We start from the raw sequence: 20,127 nt of genomic DNA, 5'->3' as shown, positions 1-20,127 counted from the left end.
ATTATGTTCTAACACAAAAATTAGCACTCGACAAGTCCGAGTGCTAATAATTAATAATTATTTTAGAATTTGTGGAACAGCTTATCAATTAGTTCTATCGTATACACGTAAATCATAGTGGTTGGAATACATATCTTCCAAACTTTCTACATCTACATCCCCACTAATTAGAAGTCTATCAAAAGATTGCGATGTACGATGCTGACGATAGTCTTCATAACACATGTAAGCAAATGCCTCCATTAATGTGGCATTAGGCTTATAAATAGAATGAATATCTATAATATCCGGATTAAGCAAATATGTTTTTGTACCAATAGAATATGAACGAACTGCAACAATTGGCCTTTCTTTTGTGCTGCTTTCATGGAAATATGCAGTCAGTTTATATGCATCAATATTTGCTCCACCGACTACACAGCTACCTAATTCTTCGTATACTGGTGGCTGAGGATCAAAATCGTATTGATTTATATTGCTAAGTTCTATAGCACTAGCCAGCTTTTGCAGTTCATTAAATAATGTCATATTACCAATAGTGATCGCCGTGTGCTTTGCATAGTCCGTTAAAGATACAAAATCATATTTTTCATTTTCATTAAAGCCTGTTGGCTTAACTGCCTCGATAGCAGCATCACTAAAATAATGATCTGGGTAATTGTCTCGAATGTAAGCAAGAAAAGTTTTGAAGTCAGAGAAAGTACAGCGATGTAGGTCAATGTTTTCGATTTCGTCCCGCGTAACTTGCCGAACTTGCTCCTCATCGCTATTAGCTTCAATTTGATAATTTAAATGCGTTCTAAATAAAATATCTGTTGTTTCCATAAATTATAATCTCCCCTTTTACAGCATAATAGCACATATAGTGTCATCTGTATATACCCCTACAAAATGTTGTAAGAACTTTATTAAATTATACTAAAATTAAATATTGGGGTTTATACAAGTTGATTACGCTCTAATGCTTAATACGGCCAAGACTAGGCCACCTCATATGTGGCAAAGCCTCTGGTCAGCACTGGGGGACTACTGCCTAGAATGAAAAATAAGCAATAGGCAGTAGTTTTTAAGGGCAGTGTGGCGTAACTCGACGACATTCTTATTGCCAAGTCGATTAGTCTTTATCTTGCAAAAGTATTTAGCACCAAACTGTCCCAAAACACAAAAAAGACTACTACCTAAACTAGGATAAACTAGTTTAGGTAGTAGCCTTTGAAAAAGTTAAGCCACACTAGGGATTTGAGCTTGAGTTAAACAAGTTATCCTTCAATAGCTATGTATTTTGTTTCATCTTTCTGAGGAATTTCTTCCTTCTTAGGTACGCTTAGGGTAAGAACTCCATCTTTGTATGCTGCATGAATATCTTCCTGTGTGATGTTATCACCTACATAGAAGCTTCTGCTGCAAGAGCCTGTGTAGCGCTCGCGACGGATGTAGTTGCCATCATCGTCCTGAGTGTCGTTGTTCTGATTTGTTTCAGCTTTGATTGTAAGATATCCATCTTTCAACTCAGCTTTAATATCTTCCTTTGAGAATCCTGGAAGATTCATATCTACTTGATAACCGTTTTCGGTTTCTTTCACATCTGTTGTCATCATTCTTGAGAAGTCATTATCGAAATTTCTTCCAAATCCTGTGACACGTGGTACTCCAAAGAAATCATCCATAAAATCATTTGATAAAATACTAGGCATTAACATAATACTTACCTCCTTTTATTTACGGGCTTCTTTGAGCCTGATTGTTAATGTGGTTAAAGAAGAACTTCTTTTGTTCCTCTTTGTGATTATGTTATAACTCTAAAATTAGCACTCGTCAAGTGCGAGTGCTAATAATTTATAATTATTTAATATTTTGTTTATAATTTGTCTGACATTAGAAAAATTACGTATAGTGCACTAGTCCCCCAGTGATGACTTGTGGCTTCGCCACAGTCCCAGTTTCAAACCTGCTTGACTAACATTTATCTGTCCAAAGTTATGAAGTCAAGGGAGCGAAGTTCCGAAGGCTTGCCCTTGACTGAAATAACTTGGCAGATATGATGTGTCTAGCAGTTTGAAACATAAAAGAGACCAGACGCAAGTCTGGTCTCGCATTATACAATTTGCAACTACATTTAATTACTATTTAATGCCTACGAATTCATAGCCTGCAGCTTCTACTGCAGCCTTAAGATCTGCCTCAGCGACATCAGCTGAAGTCTTAAGTGTAACAAGGTTTGCCTCGTGATTTGCTGTAGCCTCTTCTACTCCGTTGATTTTCTCAAGGGCTTCCTTTACGTGTGCTTCGCAGTGAGCGCACATCATTCCTTTTACCGTAATTTCCATTGTTGATTTGTCCTCCTTTATTTCTCCAGCTGATAAGTGCTGGCTGTTTACTAATAATTTTTCATGACCAAGAGATTTCTTGATTGCTTTATCCTTGCCATGCTCATGCATCTTGAATAGATTCAATCGCAATGCATTTGTTACAACGCAGAAGCTTGATAAGCTCATGGCCGCTGCACCAAACATTGGATTCAAAGTCCAGCCGAATGCGTGTATATATGCGCCTGCTGCAAGTGGTATTCCAATAACATTGTAAAAGAATGCCCAGAATAGATTCTCATGAATGTTTCTCAAAGTAGCTCGGCTAAGTCTGATTGCTGCTGCAACATCTGAAAGTCTACTTTTCATAAGAACTACATCTGCTGCATCAATAGCAACATCTGTACCTGCACCAATAGCAATTCCCATATCTGCGCAGGTAAGTGCTGGCGCATCATTGATTCCATCGCCTACCATGGCAACCTTACCATACTGCTGCAATGCTCGGATTACTTCCTCTTTGCCCTCTGGCTTAACTCCTGCTACAACTTCATCCACACCTGCCTCCGTTGCTATGGCTGATGCAGTCTTTTCATTGTCACCAGTAAGCATTACCACGTGGATGCCCAAGTTTTTCAAATGTTCTATTGCTTCTACAGAATCTTCCTTAATAACATCTGCAACAGAAATAATTCCTAAATACTTGCCATTCTTTGCAAAGAATAATGGTGTCTCGCCCTTTTCTGCCAGTCTATCTGCAAGTTCAATTATTTCTTTACTAACAGTCGCATGCTGTTTTATAAGGTCAAGGTTTCCTCCGTAGACTTCCTCTCCATCCAAAATAGCTGTGATTCCATTTCCAGATAGAACCTTAAAGTCTGTAACCTCAGCTGGCTCCATACCATTTTCCAGGCCATTTTCTACAATAGCTTTAGCCAGCGGATGCTCTGATTTATTCTCTACTGCGAAGGCAACTCGAAGAAGATCCACATCATCCACATCATCGGCTTCAAAGATACCAACCACCTTTGGTTCACCTTTTGTGATTGTACCTGTTTTATCAAGGGCGACAATCTGAGCCTTTCCTGTTTCTTCAAGAGATACAGCTGTCTTGAACATAATGCCATTCTTGGCACCCATGCCATTGCCTACCATGATGGCAACAGGTGTAGCTAGACCAAGGGCACATGGGCAACTGATTACAAGGACAGAAATTGCTCTAGCAAGAGCATAGCCCACAGGCTGTCCAACAAGCATCCACATAATAAATGTGATTATCGCAATTACGATAACTGTTGGAACAAATACGCCTGATACCCTATCTGCGATTTTAGCAATTGGCGCCTTTGTAGCTGCTGCATCACTAACCATCTGGATAATCTGAGAAAGTGTTGTATCTTTACCAACTCTAGTGGCTTCGCATACCATGTAGCCACTTTCGTTGCTTGTGGCAGCCGAAACCGAATCACCTACTGTCTTATCAACAGGAATACTTTCACCTGTAAGGGCAGATTCATTAACTGCACTACTTCCATCTACAACGATTCCATCCACCGGGATATTGTCACCAGGCTTTACAACAAATCTGTCTCCTATTTTGACCTGTTCGATAGGGACTTCTGTCTCTACTCCATCCTTTAATACAACTGCTGTCTTGGCAGCAAGCTTCATTAAATCCTTTAGGGCATTGGTGGTTCTTCCCTTTGAAATAGATTCCAGTAACTTGCCAACTGTAATCAGTGTAAGAATCATAGCCGCTGATTCAAAATAGAACTCCATCATATATTCCATGACTTTGTCCATATCACCATCAACCATAGCTGATGTCATTGCAAATAAAGCAAATACACTGTATCCAAAGGATGCTGTTGCGCCAAGGGCCACAAGAGTGTCCATATTAGGTGCACCATGCATGAGCCCTCTAAATCCGCTGACAAAAAACTTTTGATTGATAATCATAATCGCGATTGTAAGAAGCATTTCATACAATCCTATAGCGATATGATTTCCATCCAGAAAACCTGGCAGAGGCCAATCCAAAAGCATGTGCCCCATCGACACATACATGAGAGGAATCAGTAGTATCACTGAAGCGATTAATCTATTTCTAATCTTTGGCGTCTCTGTATCAGCAAGCTCATTATCATAATTTGGCACTGAAGCACTTGCTCCTGCAGAACCATCTACCTTTAAGCTGGCACCATAGCCTGCATTCTCGATAGCCTTTATGATTTCAGCAGAATCTGCATTTCCCTCAACTCCCATTGAATTCGTTAGAAGGCTCACTGCACAACTGTCCACACCAGGAACTGCGGATACAGCTTTTTCCACCCTAGCCTGACATGCTGCGCAGCTCATGCCTGTCACATTATATTGTTCCATATAACACCATCCTTATTTCATTAGTTTTTGTAGAACCGTTACAAGCTCGTCTACCACCTCTTCGTCGCCATTGCGAATATTGTCTGCAACGCATGTCTTTACATGATTTGCAAGCAACACCTTATTGAAGCTATTCAAAGCAGATGTGATGGCAGAAACTTGCATGAGAATATCTGTACAATACGCATCCTTCTCAAGCATGCTTTCCACTCCGCGAACCTGCCCCTCAATTCTTTTGAGACGATTCATCAAATCCTTAAATTCTTTATCCTCGCGACTTTTGTGCTTGCCAGAGCAACAGCATTCGCAAGTTTCCTCTATTAATTCGTCCTTATTTCCCATGATTAGTACTCCTTTATATACCCCCGAGGGGTATCTTCCTCGTTAAGACGATAATATACCCCCATAGGGTATTTGTCAACAATTAAATTTTATACAATGAAAAAGGACCACATCACCTACTGGCAATGTGGTCCCAACACTATTTTTATTTAGTTCTGTCCGTAGTAAGCGTTTGCTCCGTGCTTACGATAGAAGTGTTTATCTCTGATGCAATCTGGAGCTGGCTCAACCTTTGGGTTAACCTGCTCTGTGAAGAGTGCCATCTTTGCTACTTCTTCGAGCACTACTGCATTATATACTGCCTGGTCTGCATCCTTGCCCCATGTGAATGGGCCGTGGTTCTTGCAGATAACGCCTGGCACGTACTTTGTGTTAACGCCTCGCTCCTCGAATGTCTCGATGATTACCTTTCCAGTGTTTACTTCGTATGCTTCATCAATTTCTTCTGGAGTGAGATTTCTAGTGCATGGGATAGGTCCACAGAAATAATCTGCGTGAGTTGTTCCATACAAAGGAATATCTCTTCCTGCCTGTGCCCAAGCTACTGCGTATGTAGAATGTGTATGAACTACACCACCGATGTTTTCATACTTTTTGTAAAGCTCAACATGTGTAGCAGTATCTGAACTAGGCTTATATTTGCCTTCTACTACCTCGCCATTAAGGTTTACAAGTACCATATCCTCAGGTTTAAGCTCATCATATTCTACACCTGATGGCTTAATTGCAAATATTCCAGACTCTCTATCAATTCCTGAAACATTGCCCCAAGTGTATGTAACAAGACCACGCTTTGGCAACTCCATATTAGCCTCATAAACCTGCTTCTTTAATTCTTCTAACATATTTCTATACCCCTAGTCCGTTCGTTACGGTGACAAGCCTTGTTATGCTCCGCTCGACAGCACGTCTCGCTAAAGCATTAACAAGAGCTATTCACCTACGAACTCATCTAAGTAATTTAATTGTCTAGTAGGCTACTCAGCCTACGTTGTGTTAGCGCCATTCGGTTACGGCGCATGCCTCAGCCTTAAGTGCCTTGCGGTAGTCAACCATCCACTCATCGTAGCCCTTTACCATATCAGCATCTGGCTCCATTGTTGTAGATTCCTGACCTGCAAATACCTTTTCATCAAGATAATCCTGTAACTTCTTGCTCTTGTCCTCACGAAGAAGATAATTAGCAAGAACAGCCATACCCCAGGCACCACCTTCGCCTGCTGTAGCCATTACAGTGATAGGTGCGTTGAGCGCTGCTGCAAGAACAGACTGACCAACACCCTTTGTCTTGAAGAATCCGCCATGGCCTGTGATAGACTTAACCTTCACATGCTCTTCCTTAAGAAGAATATCATTACCAATCTTTAATACTCCAAGTGCACCGTAAAGGTTTGAGCGCATGAAGTTTGCAAGACTAAACTTGGCATCTGGTTGTCTAACTACCATTGGACGACCTTCGTTTACATTAACTACAGGCTCGCCACCAAAGTAGTTGAAAGAAACAACACCACCGCAATTTGCATCTTCTGTAAGTGCCTTGCGATAAAGTGTGCCGTAAATATCGTTCATTGAAACATCCATTCCAAACGCATCTGCGAACTCTTTGAATATTCCAACCCACGCATTTAAATCAGATGTACAGTTGTTGCAGTGAACCATTGCAACTGCCTCGCCGGTAGGAGTTGTAACCATATCGATTTCCTCGTAAGGCTTTGATAATGGCTTGTCCAAAACTACCATCGAGAATACTGATGTACCAGCAGAAACGTTTCCTGTACCTGCTGAAACTGCGTTTGTTGCAACCATACCTGTACCTGCATCACCTTCTGGTGGAGCAAGTGGGCAGCCTGGCTCAAGCTCTCCTGTAGGATCAAGAAGCTTTGCACCTTCCTCTGTAAGTGTTCCTGCATCATCACCTGCCACAAGAACAGCTGGCATTAAATCTTCTACCTTTGTTGTTACACCATGAGCAGCTGCAAGCTTGTTGAACTTTTCAAGCATTGCTGTGTCATACTGGCATGTTTTTGAATCGATAGGGAACATACCAGATGCTTCACCAACACCTGCAACCTTCCTGCCAGTCATCTTGAAATGAACATAGCAAGCAAGTGTCATGAAGTATGCAACATCTTTTACATGTGGCTCCTTGTTAAGGATGCACTGATAATAATGTGAAATACTCCAGCGCTGAGGCATGTTGAAGTTGAGCTCTTTGCTAAGCTCTGCTGCAGCCTGACCTGTAATAGTATTTCTCCATGTTCTAAATGGAACCAAAAGATTATCATTCTTATCGAATGCAAGATAACCATGCATCATAGCTGAAAATCCAATGGCACCAATCTTTGTAAGCTTAACATCGTATTTATCATTTACGTCTTTTTTAAGCTTTGCATAGCAATCCTGAAGTCCAGCCCACACTTCATCAAGAGGATATGTCCAAATTCCATTATCTAAATGGTTCTCCCATTCATGATCCCCCTGAGCCAAAACCTTATTCTCCTCATCAACGAGAACAGCTTTGATTCTTGTCGAGCCAAACTCAATACCCAAGGCTGTCTTCTTGCCCTCAGCAATTATCTCATTAATATTCATGTGTAAATTCCCCCAATATATCTCGCTGGTTACGGCTACAAGCCTACTGATTTCTCCGCTCGGTGACATACCTCGCTTGAGAAATAGTAGAGCTTGATGCCTACCAGCTATTTATACTTTATGAAAAAATTACTCTCCAAAGACCGCTACGTAGTCCTTCTGGAATTTTTCAATACCAGCAGTTGTAAGTGGATGATTAATCATCTGCTCGATTACCTTGTATGGTACTGTTGCAATGTCAGCACCTGCAAGAGCGCAGTCTGTAACGTGGATTGGGTTACGAACTGATGCAGCGATGATTTCTGTATCATATCCATAGATATCAAAGATTTCTGCGATGTCGCGGATAAGGTCGATACCTGGCATGTTGATATCATCCAATCTTCCAAGGAATGGAGATACATAAGAAGCACCTGCATTAGCTGCAAGAATTGCCTGGTTTGCAGAAAAGATTAATGTAACGTTTGTCTTGATGCCCTCAGCTGAAAGAACCTTTACAGCCTTAAGTCCTTCTGCAGTCATAGGAATCTTTACTACCATGTTTGGATGCATTGCTGCAATCTCACGGCCCTCTTTAATCATACCTTCTGCATCAACAGTTGTTGCCTTAACCTCACCTGAGATAGGTCCGTCTACGATAGATGCGATTTCCTTAAGGATTTCTTCCTGGCTACGTCCACCTTCCTTAGCAATCAATGATGGGTTTGTTGTAACTCCACAGATTACTCCAAGATCGTTAGCCTTCTTAATGTCCTCAATTTTTCCAGTGTCAACAAATAACTTCATTTTATTTCTCCTTCTTTCTGTGCTGGCAATTTTGCCAATTTCTTCTAGTTTTTAACTACTAAAAGTTTAATGCTTTTAACCTTTGCCTTCAATCAAATTTATGACTTTCTAATGGCAATTTATTTACCGTATACAAGATTTCCAAGTGCAAGATCACGCTTGAAATCACGAATTTTTGTATCCTTATCAATGTAAACAGCTTCGATTCCCATTGCTGCAGCCCAGTCGCCCATCTGCTCTGCTGTCAAATCATAAGAGAATGCTGTATGGTGTGCACCGCCTGCAAGTAACCAAGCCTCTGTACCTGTGTAGAAATCTGGTTGTGGTGTCCAGAAGTTGATAGCTGTTGGAAGCTTTGGAAGTGGCTTTTCAACCTTCTTGCAATCAACATCTTGAATGATAAGACGGAATCTATCACCAAGATCAATAAGAGATGTAGCAATACCCTTGCCTTCCTTTGACTGGAATACAAGACGAGCTGGATCCTCTCTATCACCCATTGAAAGAGGCTGAACCTTAATCTGAATAGGACCATCAGCAAGTGTTGGGCAAACCTCCAACATGTGAGCCTGGATAATTCCTTCCTTGCCCTTTACAAGGTTGTATGTGTAATCCTCAAGCATTGAAGTTCCCTTAGCATCCTTCATACCTGTTGTCATAATCTTCATAAGACGAACCATTGCAGCAACCTTCCAGTCACCTTCTGCGCCAAAGCCATATCCCTTTTCCATAAGTCTCTGGATTGCAAGACCTGGAAGCTGTTTGAGAGAACCAAGATCACCAAAGTGTGTAACGATGGCCTGATAGTTCTTCTCCTCAAGGAATCTTTCAAAGCCAAGTTCAATCTGAGCCTGAACTGCAACATGCTTTTTGAATTCCTCTGGGTCTCTACCTTCAAGGCAGATATCATATTTGCTGTAATACTCATCGACAAGAGCATTTGTATCAGACTGAGAAACAGCTGCAACTGCCTCAGCAATTTCATTTACAGGGTAAGCATCAACTTCCCATCCGAACTTAAGCTGAGCTTCTACCTTATCACCTTCTGTTACAGCAACATTCCTCATGTTGTCAGCTACTCTCATTACACGAATGTGGCTAGATTCAACAACACCAACTGCTGTACGCATCCAAGAAGCAAGCTTGTCCTGAACCTCAGCATCCTGCCAATAGCCAACAATTGTCTTTCTCTCGATACCCATTCTTGAAAGAATATGAGCATACTCTCTATCACCATGAGCAGCCTGATTCTCATTCATGAAATCCATATCCATTGTTGCGTATGGAATCTCACGATTGTACTGTGTGTGAAGATGGCAAAGTGGCTTTCTGTATTCCTGATGTCCAAGAATCCATGACTTTGCAGGTGAGAATGTGTGCATCCATGTGATGACACCTGCACATGTTGGATCATTGTTTGCCTCATTAAATGTACGTCTGATTACCTCGTTTGTAATCATTGTTGGTTTCCAAACTACCTCGAAAGGAAGACGTCCCGACTTGTTTAAAGTCTCAACAATCTCCTTTGAGTGTGCTGCAACGTGCTCTAAGCACTCGTCTCCATATAAATCCTGAGAACCTGTGCAGAACCAAAACTTGTAGTTAAGCTGTGTTTTCATAAGATTTACCCTCCTCCTAAAACGTTTACCATATATAAATAAAATACAACTTGTCCAGAGGTTGGCACAAGTTGTATTTCTTCGATTTAAAATATTATATTTTAGCCCTTTAGAGAGAGTGTACAAGTTGTGAAATCACTGTACAAGTTCTGCCTTTTCTCCATTTCTTTCTATTTCCAAGCTCCAATACATACTTTTAAACTCTGTAGGAGTGCATCCCTTTTGGAGCTTAAACATTCTAATAAAAGAAGAAATAGACATGAATCCGCAGTTAAGTGCTACATCAGTAACAGAATTTCCCGGTTCAATCAAAAGCTCTGACGCCTTAGCAATACGCTTTTGATTTACGTATTTATAGAAGCTGGTACCCGTAAACTGTTTGAACAGTCTTTCAAAATAGAATTTACTAAAGCCACTCATGTCTGCCACATCATCCAACTTCAAATCTTCTGAGCAGTGTGCATCTATATAATCGCAGATTTCCACAAATTTACTTGCATAATCTTCCTTCGAAGAAATACTATAGTCGTTTGTTTTGGTAGTCTTGCTTGAATAGTTTTGTCCGATAAGCTTAAACATTTCCAAAATCTTACTATATATACTAAGTTCTGAAAAAGATGTGCCTGCCATATACTCCTCTTTTATTTCTATCAGCATCTTTACAAGCTGCTCATGAATGTTTGGATATTCCTCTGGCGTGATGATTGCATATGGTGACATAAACGAGATTAAAACCTCGAATTCTCTAAGGAATCTCAGATATGTAGTATTTGGTTGAAAGATGATTCTACGACCGGTTTCAGGTGCTTTTATAGCATGAACACATCCAGGACATATAATGCAGATATCCTTCTCCCTTAAATACACTTCTGAATTTGAAAACTGCATTGTATATCCATTTTCCACTGGCATTATTATTTCAATAGCAGGATGCCAATGCTTTGGATAATCCTCATATTCTCTATTGTCATAAAGCTTAAGCGTGGTGCTTTGCTTATAATGGACGGTTTCAAATATGCCATCTAATGTCTCGATCATTGTAAATTCCCCCTATAGCAACAATTAGCAATAAATCTTGTTTTCAATTTTTGCTCTAATTATCAAAAAAATCAAGACATTTTTTATCAAATTCAATTTATATTTCTCTCATTTTGTGCATAATGCATATTTTGCGTTATAGCCTTTCGGAAATCATATACAAATCACCGATAGAGCGCCGTACCACTATGGCAAGATTTGATAATCAAGAAACAACAATTTATAAGAATGTGAATAATCTGTGTGCTACATTTAGGTTAACAACAACGAAGCAGTTTATTTGGGGTTTTTATAACAAACTGCTATCTAAGAAAAAAGGAGAAAGGTATGAGAAAAAAATTATTATCAGCAATCTTATCAACAATGATGGTCGCTTCTTTATTTGCAGGTTGTGGCCAGTCAGGAAGCTCTAGCTCATCAACATCTGCTGATGGAGTAGAGGAAATCACTTGGATGTTCTGGGATGACTTAAATGCAACTGAGGATCTTATCTCTCTCGGTTACAAAGATGTTATCGACAGATTCAACGCCGACTACGAAGGTCAGTATCACGTAAATGTAGTTACAACAAACCTTGAAGAGTACTACGCAAAGTTAAATGCTCTTGTAGCTGCAGGCGATACACCTGATGTATTCATTGTCAGCCCTGGTCCAAACCTTACAGATTATGTAGAGCCAGGCGTTGCTGCTCCACTTGATGATTATCTTGCACAGGATGGTTGGAAAGATACATTCACAAGCGACGCAGTATTTACACAGCAGACATATGATGGAAAGATTTACGCAGTACCTCTTAACACAGCTGCAGCTTGCTGCTTCTACAACACAGAGATGTTCGAAGAAGCTGGTGTAGAAGTTCCTACAAACTGGGATGAAATGCTTGCAGCATGTGACAAGCTTCAGTCAGCAGGTTACACACCAATCTCAATCTCAGCTGGTACAGCATGGTGCCTTTCAATGGTAGCTGGTTACCTTTGCGAAGAGGAAGGCGTTGACCTTGCAGCTCTTGCAGACGGTAGTGCTTCTTGGGAAGATGGAAAGCTCGAGTCAGCTGCAACAAAGCTTGTTGAACTTTCTAAGTACTTCCAGCCAACAGCTGCTGGTGATACAAATGATGTAGCTACAGCAAACTTCTACAATGAAGAAGCTGCTATCCTTATCCAGGGTTCATGGGCAATCGCACAGATCAATGGTTCAAACCCAGACTTCGAGTCTAAGTGTGGTGTATTCCAGTTCCCAGGTTGCGATAGATTAATTGCTAAGTCTGATTCACTTGCTATGAGCTCAACAACAGAGCATCCAGAAGCTTGTGCTGCTCTTATGAAGTACTTCACAGATGACACAGCTCAGAAGTACACAGCAGAAGTTGGTGGAAAGATTCCTGTAACAAACGTTGAGTACGATGCATCTAAGGCTCCTGCACAGCTTGCATACGTTATGGATGTATTCCAGAACGCAAAGGGAACATTCGGTTTCTACAACGAGTCAATGCCTACAACTGAGACAGGTTCTCACTTCGATGACACAATGGTTTCTGTATTCCTTGGCGAAATAACCCCTGCTGAGGCAGCTACAGACATGGAAGAATATTACGAGGCAAACTGTAGATAAAAACTAACTTCTTCTTCATAATCTCATTCTTTTTGGGGCACTTTAATGTGCCCCAATTTTAAAAAAGAAACCAATTCAGACTAACTAATTAATAAGGATATTGTTATGGATAAACTATTAAGAAATAAAAAAGCCATATTCATCTTTATGGCGCCAGCATTTATACTTTTTACATTTGTTCTATTTATACCTATTTGTCAGTCAATCTATTATTCATTCTGTGACTACAATGCACTCACTCCTCCTAAATTCATAGGACTTGAGAACTATAAAAACCTTTTACAAGATAAGACTTTAGCAATTGCATTAAAGAACTCATTGTTCTTTCTTATCTTCTCATGTGTAACACAGCTTATTATGGGTCTGTTTCTTGCAGCCCTTCTCACAAATATAGACAAAGGAAGAAACGTATTTAAAAACATTATTTACTTGCCATGCGTTCTTTCTTCTGCAGCATTAGGACTTTTGTGGATGTTCATCTTCAGTCCTAAGCTTGGTATCAACCAATTACTTGCAAAGCTTGGTATCGAAGGCCCTCTGTGGCTCATGGATATAAACGGATTCATAATCCTTCCTATGTGGGTAATCGCTTTCGTAGCCCTTTGGCAATATGTTGGTCAGTCTATGATGCTTTACATGGCCCAGATATCAGGCATTAGTAAGTCTCTTTACGAGGCTAGTTACATTGACGGATGCAACAAGGTCAAAAGTTTTCGTTACATCACACTCCCCCTCATCAGACCTATGGTTGCAACCGCAATGTCACTTAATGCTATTGGTTCATTAAAGTTCTTTGATTTGATCTTCAACATGACTGAAGGCGGACCAAACCACAAAACTGAAGTTCTTGCAACACATCTTTATCAGCAAGGCTTCAAATACTTTAAATACGGTTATGCAAGTGCCATCGGTGTACTCTTACTAATCCTGTGTCTGCTTGTAACAGCTTTCATTAATAAAGTTGTAAAAACCGAGCAGTACGAAATGTAATAGGAGGGTTTAGTAATGAAAAAAATATCAATTCCTAAAATTATAATTTATATATTTTTAGTACTCATGGCTGTGCTTTATCTTGCACCACTACTTTGGGTATTTAACGTATCTTTTAAAACAAATGCAGAAATATTTACAGCACCATTTGCTTTGCCACAGGCTCCTACCTTTGAAAACTTTACATTTGCCTGGACAGCTGGAAAACTTGGCATTGCCACATTAAACTCTTTCATTGTCTGTGTAATCACACTGGCATTAAGCATGATTATCGGTTCAATGGCTGCTTTTGGAATCGCTAGACTTCGCTGGAAATTTGCAAAGCTTTCACTTACATATTTTCTTCTTGGAATGATGATTCCTGTTCACTGTGTAATGATTCCTTTGTTCACTCGTTTTGCAAAGGTTCATCTTACAAACAGCCTAACCGGTTTGATATTGCCATACCTTACATTTGCACTTCCAGTTACTATCTTCATCATGGTTGGCTTCTTCGAAGGTATGCCAAATGAACTTATTGAAAGTGCTTGTATCGATGGCGCTACTATTTACCAGATTTTCTTTAAGGTTTGTCTTCCACTTGGAAAGACTGGCTTATTTGTAACAGGTCTTATGACTTTCATTGCAAACTGGAATGAACTTCTTTTAGCTATGGTATTTATATCAGATGATTTGAAGAAAACCCTGCCAGTTTCACTTTCTAAATTCGTAGGACCATATAATACTAATTATTCCCAGATGTTTGCTGCAATCATTATCGCTATCGTTCCTACAATAATTGTGTACTGTGCATTCTCTAACCAAATTGTTGACGGATTGACCGCTGGTGCAGTTAAGGGCTAAAGGAGACAAAATGAAAAAACAAAACACACCCCTAGTGACACACATTTTTACAGCAGATCCATCTGCACATGTTTTCAACGACAGAATTTATATTTATCCATCCCATGATATTCCTCATGATGGTGAAGACAACGACAATGGTGATGAATACCAGATGCGTGATTATCATATCCTATCAATGGATGACAAAAGCGATGAGGTTATAGATCACGGCGAAGTTCTACATCAAGATCAGATTCCTTGGGTTAAGGAACAGCTTTGGGCACCTGATGTAGTTTACAAAAACGATACTTACTATTTAGTTTTCCCAGCAAGGGATATGGATGGAATATTTAAACTTGGAATTGCAGAAAGCAAGAATCCAGAAGGCCCATTTACTCCAAGAAAAGAGCCAATTCCAGGAAGTTTTAGCATCGATCCATGTTCTTTCATGGATGACGATGGAAAGGTTTACATCTACTTTGGCGGTCTTTGGGGCGGCCAGCTTGAAAAATACAGAGAAGGCAGCTTTAATCCGAACGGAACAGAGCCTGAGAAAAATGAACCAGCTGTATGTCCAAAGGTTGCTGTTATGACCGATGATATGGAAGGCTTCGCTTCTACTCCTGCTGATGTTGTAATCCTTGATGAAAACGGCAAGCCTCTTTTAGCCGGAGATGAAAACCGTAGATACTTTGAAGGCCCTTGGATGCACAAATACAATGGTAAATACTACTTCTCTTACTCTACAGGCACAACACATACCATTGCATACGCCATCGGAGATAATCCACTTGGTCCATTTAAATATGCAGGCAAAATTCTTGAGCCTGTTATCGGTTGGACAACTCACCACTCAATTGTTGAGTATCATGATAAATGGTATCTCTTCTATCATGATTGTGAGTATTCAAAAGGAATCAACCATCGCCGTTGCGTAAAATACTGCGAACTTACCTACAATGCAGACGGCACTATCCAGACAATAACTCCTCAATATAATTAATCAAAAAACTCCTAGCAATAACGCTAGGAGTTTTTTGTATCTTCTTTTAGTTTTTAAATGAATGAATAGGTGCTGGGATTCTTCCCTTACGATTTACAAAATCAGCACATGAGAATTTGTTAACTGGCATGATTGGAGCATATCCAAAGAGACCACCAAACTCTACTGTATCGCCTACGCCCTTTCCGATTACAGGAATAAGACGAGCTGCTGTTGTCTTTTGATTTACCATACCAAGAGCCATTTCATCAGCAATCATACCTGAGATTGTTGTAGCTGGAGTATCACCAGGGATTGCAATCATATCAAGACCTACAGAACATACGCATGTCATGGCCTCAAGCTTCTCTAGAGTGATTGCACCTGCCTCTACTGAGTTAATCATACCCTGATCCTCTGAAACAGGAATAAAGGCACCGGAAAGGCCTCCTACGTATGAGCTTGCCATTACGCCGCCCTTCTTAACCTGATCATTAAGCATAGCAAGAGCTGCTGTTGTACCAGGAGCGCCTGCATACTCAAGACCAATTTCGCAAAGAATATCAGCAACGGAATCACCGATAGCTGGTGTTGGAGCAAGTGACAAATCGATAATACCAAATGGAATGTTAAGACGCTTGCTTGCTTCTTGTGCTACCAGCTGACCTACACGTGTAACCTTGAATGCAGTCTTTTTGATTGTCTCGCAGAGAATCTCGAAGCTTTCACCTCTAACCTGCTCAAGAGCCTTCTTTACAACGCCTGGGCCAGAAACACCTACGTTGATAATAGCATCTGCTTCTGTTACGCCGTGGAAAGCACCTGCCATAAATGGGTTGTCATCAGGAGCGTTGCAGAATACCACAAGCTTCATACAATCAACTGAATCTCTGTCCTTTGAACGGTCAGCCACCTGAAGAAGAATATCTCCCATAAGTCTGACAGCATCCATATTAATACCAGTTTTTGTGGAAGCTAAATTAACTGAGCTACAAACTCTTTCTGTTTCGCAAAGAGCCTGTGGAATTGAACGAATAAGTAATTCATCAGCTGTTGTCATTCCCTTTGAAACAAGAGCTGAGTAACCACCAATAAGATTTGCACCAACTGCTGCAGCTGCCTTGTCCATTGTGTGAGCCAAAGTAACAAAGTCCTCTGGTTTCTTGCAAGCTGAACCGCCAATTAAAGCCATTGGTGTAACAGAAATACGTCTATTAACAATAGGAATACCGTAATCACTTTCAATTTCCTTTGCGACTTTATCTAAGTCCTTTGCAACTGTAGTGATGCGGTTGTAAACCTTTTCATTAAGCTTATCTATATCTGAATCTATGCATTCTAAGATACTGATACCAATAGTAATAGTACGAACGTCAAGGGTCTGTTCCTCAACCATTTTGTTTGTCTCAAGTACTTCCTGTAGATTAACCATATTCCCTCCTATAATCTGTGCATTGCGTTGAAGATGTCTTCCTTCTGAGCTTTAATCTGAACTCCAATTTCATCTCCAAGCTTTTCCAAATCACACTGAATATCGTCAAAAGCACGTGAGCTTGAATTGATATCTACAATCATCATCATATTGAAGAAGCCTTGAACTATAGTTTGAGTAATATCCAACACATTAACACCGCTCTCTGCCAGATAAGTACAAATACGTGCAATAATACCTACTGTATCTTTGCCAACTACAGTAATAATAACCTTATTCTCCATCTTTTCCTCCTATAGTCCATTATCTACTAGTTATATAACCACCAATTGGGAAACTTCGCTGCGACTTGCAACTGTGATATTGAAATCATTCCCCTTGTATGGAGTGGTTTCATCCATGGTAACTTCGAGTCGGACAGTCTCGTAAGCTAAATCTGGATAATTATTTTCATGGCTTAAATGCCCTAAAAATACGTGTTTAACGTTGTCATTTAAAACCTTGCTTAAAAGCTTACCACTGGTTTCATTTGACAGATGACCATAATTTCCAAGAATTCTTTGTTTTAAATGATATGGATATGACCCAACTTCTAGCATGTGGATATCGTGGTTTGCCTCTAAAAGCATAGCGTCCAAACCTGTGAGATTCTCCACAATATTGTTGTCATAATACCCTAAGTCAGTGCAGACTGCAACCTTAGATTTATCATTTTCTATACGATATGCAACTGGATCAGCCGCGTCATGGCTGATGTGGAATGGGTGAATTTTAAGACTACCTAAGACGAAGTCCTCATCGGGCTTGATAACATGGAAAAGAGTGTCATCGATAGCCCCAAGGCTCTTCATAGAACGTATTGCTCTGATGGTACCAGCTGTAGCATAAATTGGAATGTGATATTTACGAGAAACAACACCGAGACCAGAAACATGGTCTGAATGTTCGTGAGTCACAAGAAGACCAGCCATATCTGCTGTGGTGTAATCGTACTGATTCATACCTGCTTCTATGCGTTTTCCAGAAATACCAGCGTCAATCATTACGTGGGTGCTGCTGTCACCCACGCAAATGCAATTACCGCTGCTACCACTTGCAATACTAAAAAAATCCATTACTAAAATACTTCCTTACTAACTTTCGCTCCATCTAATTTCGACTTCATCGCCGGCGTTAAGATCCTTGGCGTAGCCGCATGGCTGTCCATTAACCTTTGTAATGAGCTGTCTACCGCCACCTGTGCTTGGGTCGAAATTGATGAGATTGTATACATCTACAAAGATGTAATCCCTTTTACCTGCCAAGACCATGTCCTTGCCATTGACCTTGATAGGGATTTCAACGGTTTCGATTTTCATTCTTGTGCGAGCATCCTCTGCTGGTGCCTCAGGTGCTGTTGGAGCTTCGTAATCCTCTGGCAAGCCTTCTGAATCATCAACAAGATAATCTGCTCTGTATGCGATTTGATTTGTAGTTGTCCATTCGATTGCAAAGTTTTCATACACAAGGGATTCCTTGGTAGATGGACGATTGTTTACAAGGATTTCGTATCTGTCATCGATTGTAACATCCATAAACTCTGCCAATTGGCCAACTGTGTAGAATGGTCGAGTCTCGATAACATCTCCATCCTTAACTGAATATGTAGGTGGTTCCATAGAACCATTAACCTCAACAAACTTTGGACACTTTACTCTGTGACCACAAACATTGAAATAAAGGTATTCAGTAGTGAACTCTGCCAAATCAGCAATTGTACCACGTCCACCTTCGCCAACTGTAGAAGGCACAACTGTAACATCTGCATTGAACTCAAGTGGAGTGTTAATTCCAACTGTTTTACCATTCATTGTAACAACTGCAGATTCCCCTTCTGTTCCACGAATCATACGTGATACACCATTGACTGTGAAGTTGATTTCACGGCCACGTCTTGGGAACAGCTGATCAGCAGAGAAACCTGCCTGCATAGCTGCATCTACAATTGTAAGCTGTCCATTATCGTAAAGCTTCATCATCTCACCATTGAAGTGAATCATAATGAAGTTGTTCTTTGTCTCGTAGTAATTCAAGCAGATACCGATTGGTGTAACAAGAAGAGAATCCTTTGCAATATCCTCCTGCTCGAATACAATGTTTTTCATTACTTCCTCGCCACGAAGAGCAACACGTTCTGGGACGATTTTCAGGTCTGCTGCAAGAGCTTCTGTGAAGCCGTGGATTTTTCCACCACCACCAACAACAAATGCTGCTGATACTGATTTACCTCCATTAAGCTCTTTAATCTTTTCTGCAACCTCAGAAGCAATTTTCTTCATAACCGGCTCTGTAAGCTTCCAAACATCCTCAGATTTGATTGTATGGCTAAGACCCATAATATCCTCGTATGTGATTTCTCCGCCTTCGGTTGAAGCGCGCTTAATTTTCTCTGCTGTAGCAAAATCTACAAGGTATTCATGAACCAATACCTCTGTAAGCTCATCACCAGCCATAGGAATCATGCCATATGCGATGATGCTGCCGTCTCTGGTGACACAGATATCGGATGTACCTGCACCAACATCGATAAGGGCGATATTAAGCATTCTGAAGCTCTGTGGGATTGCAACATTGATAGCTGCGATAGGCTCCAATGTAAGGTTGGCAACTGAAAGATCAGCCTTGCCAACTGCTGAATAAAGGCCATCAACAACATCCTCAGGAAGGAATGTTACGATGATGTCCTCTCCGATTGTATCGGCCTTGTGGTCCTCAAGGGATGTGAAAACATCTCCGTTTAAGTAATATTTAACAGTAGAATAACCTACACAGAAGAACTTGTATTTATTGTCCTCGTCGCCTTTGATTTCCTTACCAGCCTGCTCGATACCCATCATATCAAGTGTATGTAAGTCCTCTCCGGTAACAACTGTTTCCTCTGGGAATTCCATCTCTACATGAGTAGTGATTGTACGAAGCACACGACCAGCGGCAGCGATACATACTTCTGATAATGCAAGACCTGTCTGTGCTTCAAGGTCCTTTTTCACCTCATCGCAAGTAGCACCTACTCGACCGATGTCGTGAATCTGACCGTCAAGCATGGCTCTGGTATCGTGTTCTTTAAGATTTTGAGCGATAACATGGAATTCATCGCCATCAAGATATCCTACTGTACCAATGACATTTCTGGTACCAATATCAAGTCCAAATACAATATCTTTCTTCTCCATATAAGTTACT

General features: G+C 40.5%; 17 protein-coding genes. 4 read left to right on the top strand and 13 right to left on the bottom strand.

What is annotated here, in order from left to right; translation table 11 throughout:
• Positions 1 to 84 precede the first annotated feature (84 nt).
• From BM102_RS01880 to BM102_RS01840, 9 genes are all read right to left on the bottom strand, one after another.
• Entirely contained in the window at positions 85 to 825 is a 741-nt protein-coding gene (locus tag BM102_RS01880) for a hypothetical protein (RefSeq protein WP_090478381.1), read from the bottom strand.
• A gap of 434 nt (positions 826 to 1,259) precedes the next feature.
• Positions 1,260 to 1,700: an Hsp20/alpha crystallin family protein gene (locus BM102_RS01875; RefSeq protein WP_090478378.1), complete on the bottom strand. Its 441-nt coding sequence runs from the start codon at positions 1,698 to 1,700 to the stop codon at positions 1,260 to 1,262.
• A gap of 423 nt (positions 1,701 to 2,123) precedes the next feature.
• Positions 2,124 to 4,688 carry a heavy metal translocating P-type ATPase gene (locus tag BM102_RS01870; RefSeq protein WP_090478375.1) on the bottom strand — a complete coding sequence of 855 codons (2,565 nt, stop codon included), beginning with the start codon at positions 4,686 to 4,688 and terminating at the stop codon, positions 2,124 to 2,126.
• A 12-nt stretch (positions 4,689 to 4,700) separates the two neighbouring features.
• A complete protein-coding gene (locus BM102_RS01865; protein WP_177175699.1) occupies positions 4,701 to 5,030 on the bottom strand; it encodes a metal-sensing transcriptional repressor in 330 nt (109 codons plus the stop codon).
• Between the two features lie 149 nt (positions 5,031 to 5,179).
• The gene (locus tag BM102_RS01860) at positions 5,180 to 5,875 is read right to left on the bottom strand and encodes an L-ribulose-5-phosphate 4-epimerase (RefSeq protein WP_090478372.1); all 696 of its coding nucleotides are present in this window, start codon (positions 5,873 to 5,875) and stop codon (positions 5,180 to 5,182) included.
• A gap of 151 nt (positions 5,876 to 6,026) precedes the next feature.
• Positions 6,027 to 7,622, bottom strand: a complete 1,596-nt coding sequence (locus tag BM102_RS01855; RefSeq protein WP_090478368.1) for a xylulokinase — start codon at positions 7,620 to 7,622, stop codon at positions 6,027 to 6,029.
• Positions 7,623 to 7,751: 129 nt separating this feature from the next.
• Positions 7,752 to 8,408, bottom strand: a complete 657-nt coding sequence (fsa, locus tag BM102_RS01850; RefSeq protein WP_090478366.1) for a fructose-6-phosphate aldolase — start codon at positions 8,406 to 8,408, stop codon at positions 7,752 to 7,754.
• A 119-nt stretch (positions 8,409 to 8,527) separates the two neighbouring features.
• Positions 8,528 to 10,027, bottom strand: coding sequence for an L-arabinose isomerase (araA, locus tag BM102_RS01845; RefSeq protein WP_090478363.1), 1,500 nt, complete (start codon positions 10,025 to 10,027; stop codon positions 8,528 to 8,530).
• A gap of 135 nt (positions 10,028 to 10,162) precedes the next feature.
• Positions 10,163 to 11,065, bottom strand: a complete 903-nt coding sequence (locus BM102_RS01840; protein WP_090478360.1) for an AraC family transcriptional regulator — start codon at positions 11,063 to 11,065, stop codon at positions 10,163 to 10,165.
• Between the two features lie 327 nt (positions 11,066 to 11,392).
• On the opposite strand from BM102_RS01840, the gene BM102_RS01835 reads away from it, so the two are divergent.
• The 4 genes from BM102_RS01835 (at position 11,393) to BM102_RS01820 (ending at position 15,494) form a co-directional block, all read left to right on the top strand.
• Positions 11,393 to 12,676, top strand: a complete 1,284-nt coding sequence (locus BM102_RS01835) for an ABC transporter substrate-binding protein (protein ID WP_044935955.1) — start codon at positions 11,393 to 11,395, stop codon at positions 12,674 to 12,676.
• 105 nt (positions 12,677 to 12,781) lie between these two features.
• Positions 12,782 to 13,666 carry a carbohydrate ABC transporter permease gene (locus tag BM102_RS01830; protein WP_090478357.1) on the top strand — a complete coding sequence of 295 codons (885 nt, stop codon included), beginning with the start codon at positions 12,782 to 12,784 and terminating at the stop codon, positions 13,664 to 13,666.
• A 15-nt stretch (positions 13,667 to 13,681) separates the two neighbouring features.
• Entirely contained in the window at positions 13,682 to 14,509 is an 828-nt protein-coding gene (locus BM102_RS01825) for a carbohydrate ABC transporter permease (protein ID WP_033151568.1), read from the top strand.
• Between the two features lie 10 nt (positions 14,510 to 14,519).
• On the top strand, positions 14,520 to 15,494 hold the full coding sequence (locus BM102_RS01820; RefSeq protein ID WP_090478354.1) for a glycoside hydrolase family 43 protein: 975 nt from the start codon (positions 14,520 to 14,522) through the stop codon (positions 15,492 to 15,494).
• Between the two features lie 46 nt (positions 15,495 to 15,540).
• On the opposite strand, the gene BM102_RS01815 is transcribed toward BM102_RS01820, so the two are convergent.
• Genes BM102_RS01815 through BM102_RS01800 form a run of 4 tightly spaced genes read right to left on the bottom strand, consistent with a single transcriptional unit; the run spans position 15,541 to position 20,117 of the window.
• Positions 15,541 to 16,905 (bottom strand): PFL family protein, encoded by a 1,365-nt coding sequence (locus tag BM102_RS01815; protein ID WP_090478352.1) that lies wholly within the window; start codon positions 16,903 to 16,905, stop codon positions 15,541 to 15,543.
• Positions 16,906 to 16,913: 8 nt separating this feature from the next.
• Positions 16,914 to 17,189, bottom strand: a complete 276-nt coding sequence (locus BM102_RS01810; protein WP_033151571.1) for an ACT domain-containing protein — start codon at positions 17,187 to 17,189, stop codon at positions 16,914 to 16,916.
• A gap of 30 nt (positions 17,190 to 17,219) precedes the next feature.
• Complete coding sequence (locus BM102_RS01805; protein ID WP_090478349.1) at positions 17,220 to 18,020, bottom strand: MBL fold metallo-hydrolase; 801 nt, start codon at positions 18,018 to 18,020, stop codon at positions 17,220 to 17,222.
• Positions 18,021 to 18,038: 18 nt separating this feature from the next.
• Positions 18,039 to 20,117 (bottom strand): cell division FtsA domain-containing protein, encoded by a 2,079-nt coding sequence (locus BM102_RS01800; RefSeq protein WP_090478346.1) that lies wholly within the window; start codon positions 20,115 to 20,117, stop codon positions 18,039 to 18,041.
• Between the last annotated feature and the right edge of the window lie 10 nt (positions 20,118 to 20,127).

Origin of the sequence: Pseudobutyrivibrio sp. JW11, assembly GCF_900115355.1 — a bacterium.
Classification (GTDB): domain Bacteria; phylum Bacillota; class Clostridia; order Lachnospirales; family Lachnospiraceae; genus Pseudobutyrivibrio; species Pseudobutyrivibrio ruminis.
Note: the sequence above shows the minus strand (reverse complement) of the source record. Positions and strands in the feature narration are given on the sequence as shown.

Bases quoted from the DNA above. Each gene is read 5' to 3' on its own strand.
- BM102_RS01870 (WP_090478375.1), bottom strand. From the start codon at position 4,688: ATGGAACAATATAATGTGACAGGCATGAGCTGCGCAGCATGTCAGGCT.
- BM102_RS01875 (WP_090478378.1), bottom strand. From the start codon at position 1,700: ATGTTAATGCCTAGTATTTTATCAAATGATTTTATGGATGATTTCTTT.
- BM102_RS01800 (WP_090478346.1), bottom strand. From the start codon at position 20,117: ATGGAGAAGAAAGATATTGTATTTGGACTTGATATTGGTACCAGAAAT.
- BM102_RS01835 (WP_044935955.1), top strand. From the start codon at position 11,393: ATGAGAAAAAAATTATTATCAGCAATCTTATCAACAATGATGGTCGCT.
- BM102_RS01805 (WP_090478349.1), bottom strand. From the start codon at position 18,020: ATGGATTTTTTTAGTATTGCAAGTGGTAGCAGCGGTAATTGCATTTGC.
- BM102_RS01830 (WP_090478357.1), top strand. From the start codon at position 12,782: ATGGATAAACTATTAAGAAATAAAAAAGCCATATTCATCTTTATGGCG.
- BM102_RS01820 (WP_090478354.1), top strand. From the start codon at position 14,520: ATGAAAAAACAAAACACACCCCTAGTGACACACATTTTTACAGCAGAT.
- fsa (WP_090478366.1), bottom strand. From the start codon at position 8,408: ATGAAGTTATTTGTTGACACTGGAAAAATTGAGGACATTAAGAAGGCT.
- BM102_RS01880 (WP_090478381.1), bottom strand. From the start codon at position 825: ATGGAAACAACAGATATTTTATTTAGAACGCATTTAAATTATCAAATT.
- BM102_RS01840 (WP_090478360.1), bottom strand. From the start codon at position 11,065: ATGATCGAGACATTAGATGGCATATTTGAAACCGTCCATTATAAGCAA.
- BM102_RS01865 (WP_177175699.1), bottom strand. From the start codon at position 5,030: ATGGGAAATAAGGACGAATTAATAGAGGAAACTTGCGAATGCTGTTGC.
- BM102_RS01825 (WP_033151568.1), top strand. From the start codon at position 13,682: ATGAAAAAAATATCAATTCCTAAAATTATAATTTATATATTTTTAGTA.
- BM102_RS01810 (WP_033151571.1), bottom strand. From the start codon at position 17,189: ATGGAGAATAAGGTTATTATTACTGTAGTTGGCAAAGATACAGTAGGT.
- araA (WP_090478363.1), bottom strand. From the start codon at position 10,027: ATGAAAACACAGCTTAACTACAAGTTTTGGTTCTGCACAGGTTCTCAG.
- BM102_RS01815 (WP_090478352.1), bottom strand. From the start codon at position 16,905: ATGGTTAATCTACAGGAAGTACTTGAGACAAACAAAATGGTTGAGGAA.
- BM102_RS01860 (WP_090478372.1), bottom strand. From the start codon at position 5,875: ATGTTAGAAGAATTAAAGAAGCAGGTTTATGAGGCTAATATGGAGTTG.
- BM102_RS01855 (WP_090478368.1), bottom strand. From the start codon at position 7,622: ATGAATATTAATGAGATAATTGCTGAGGGCAAGAAGACAGCCTTGGGT.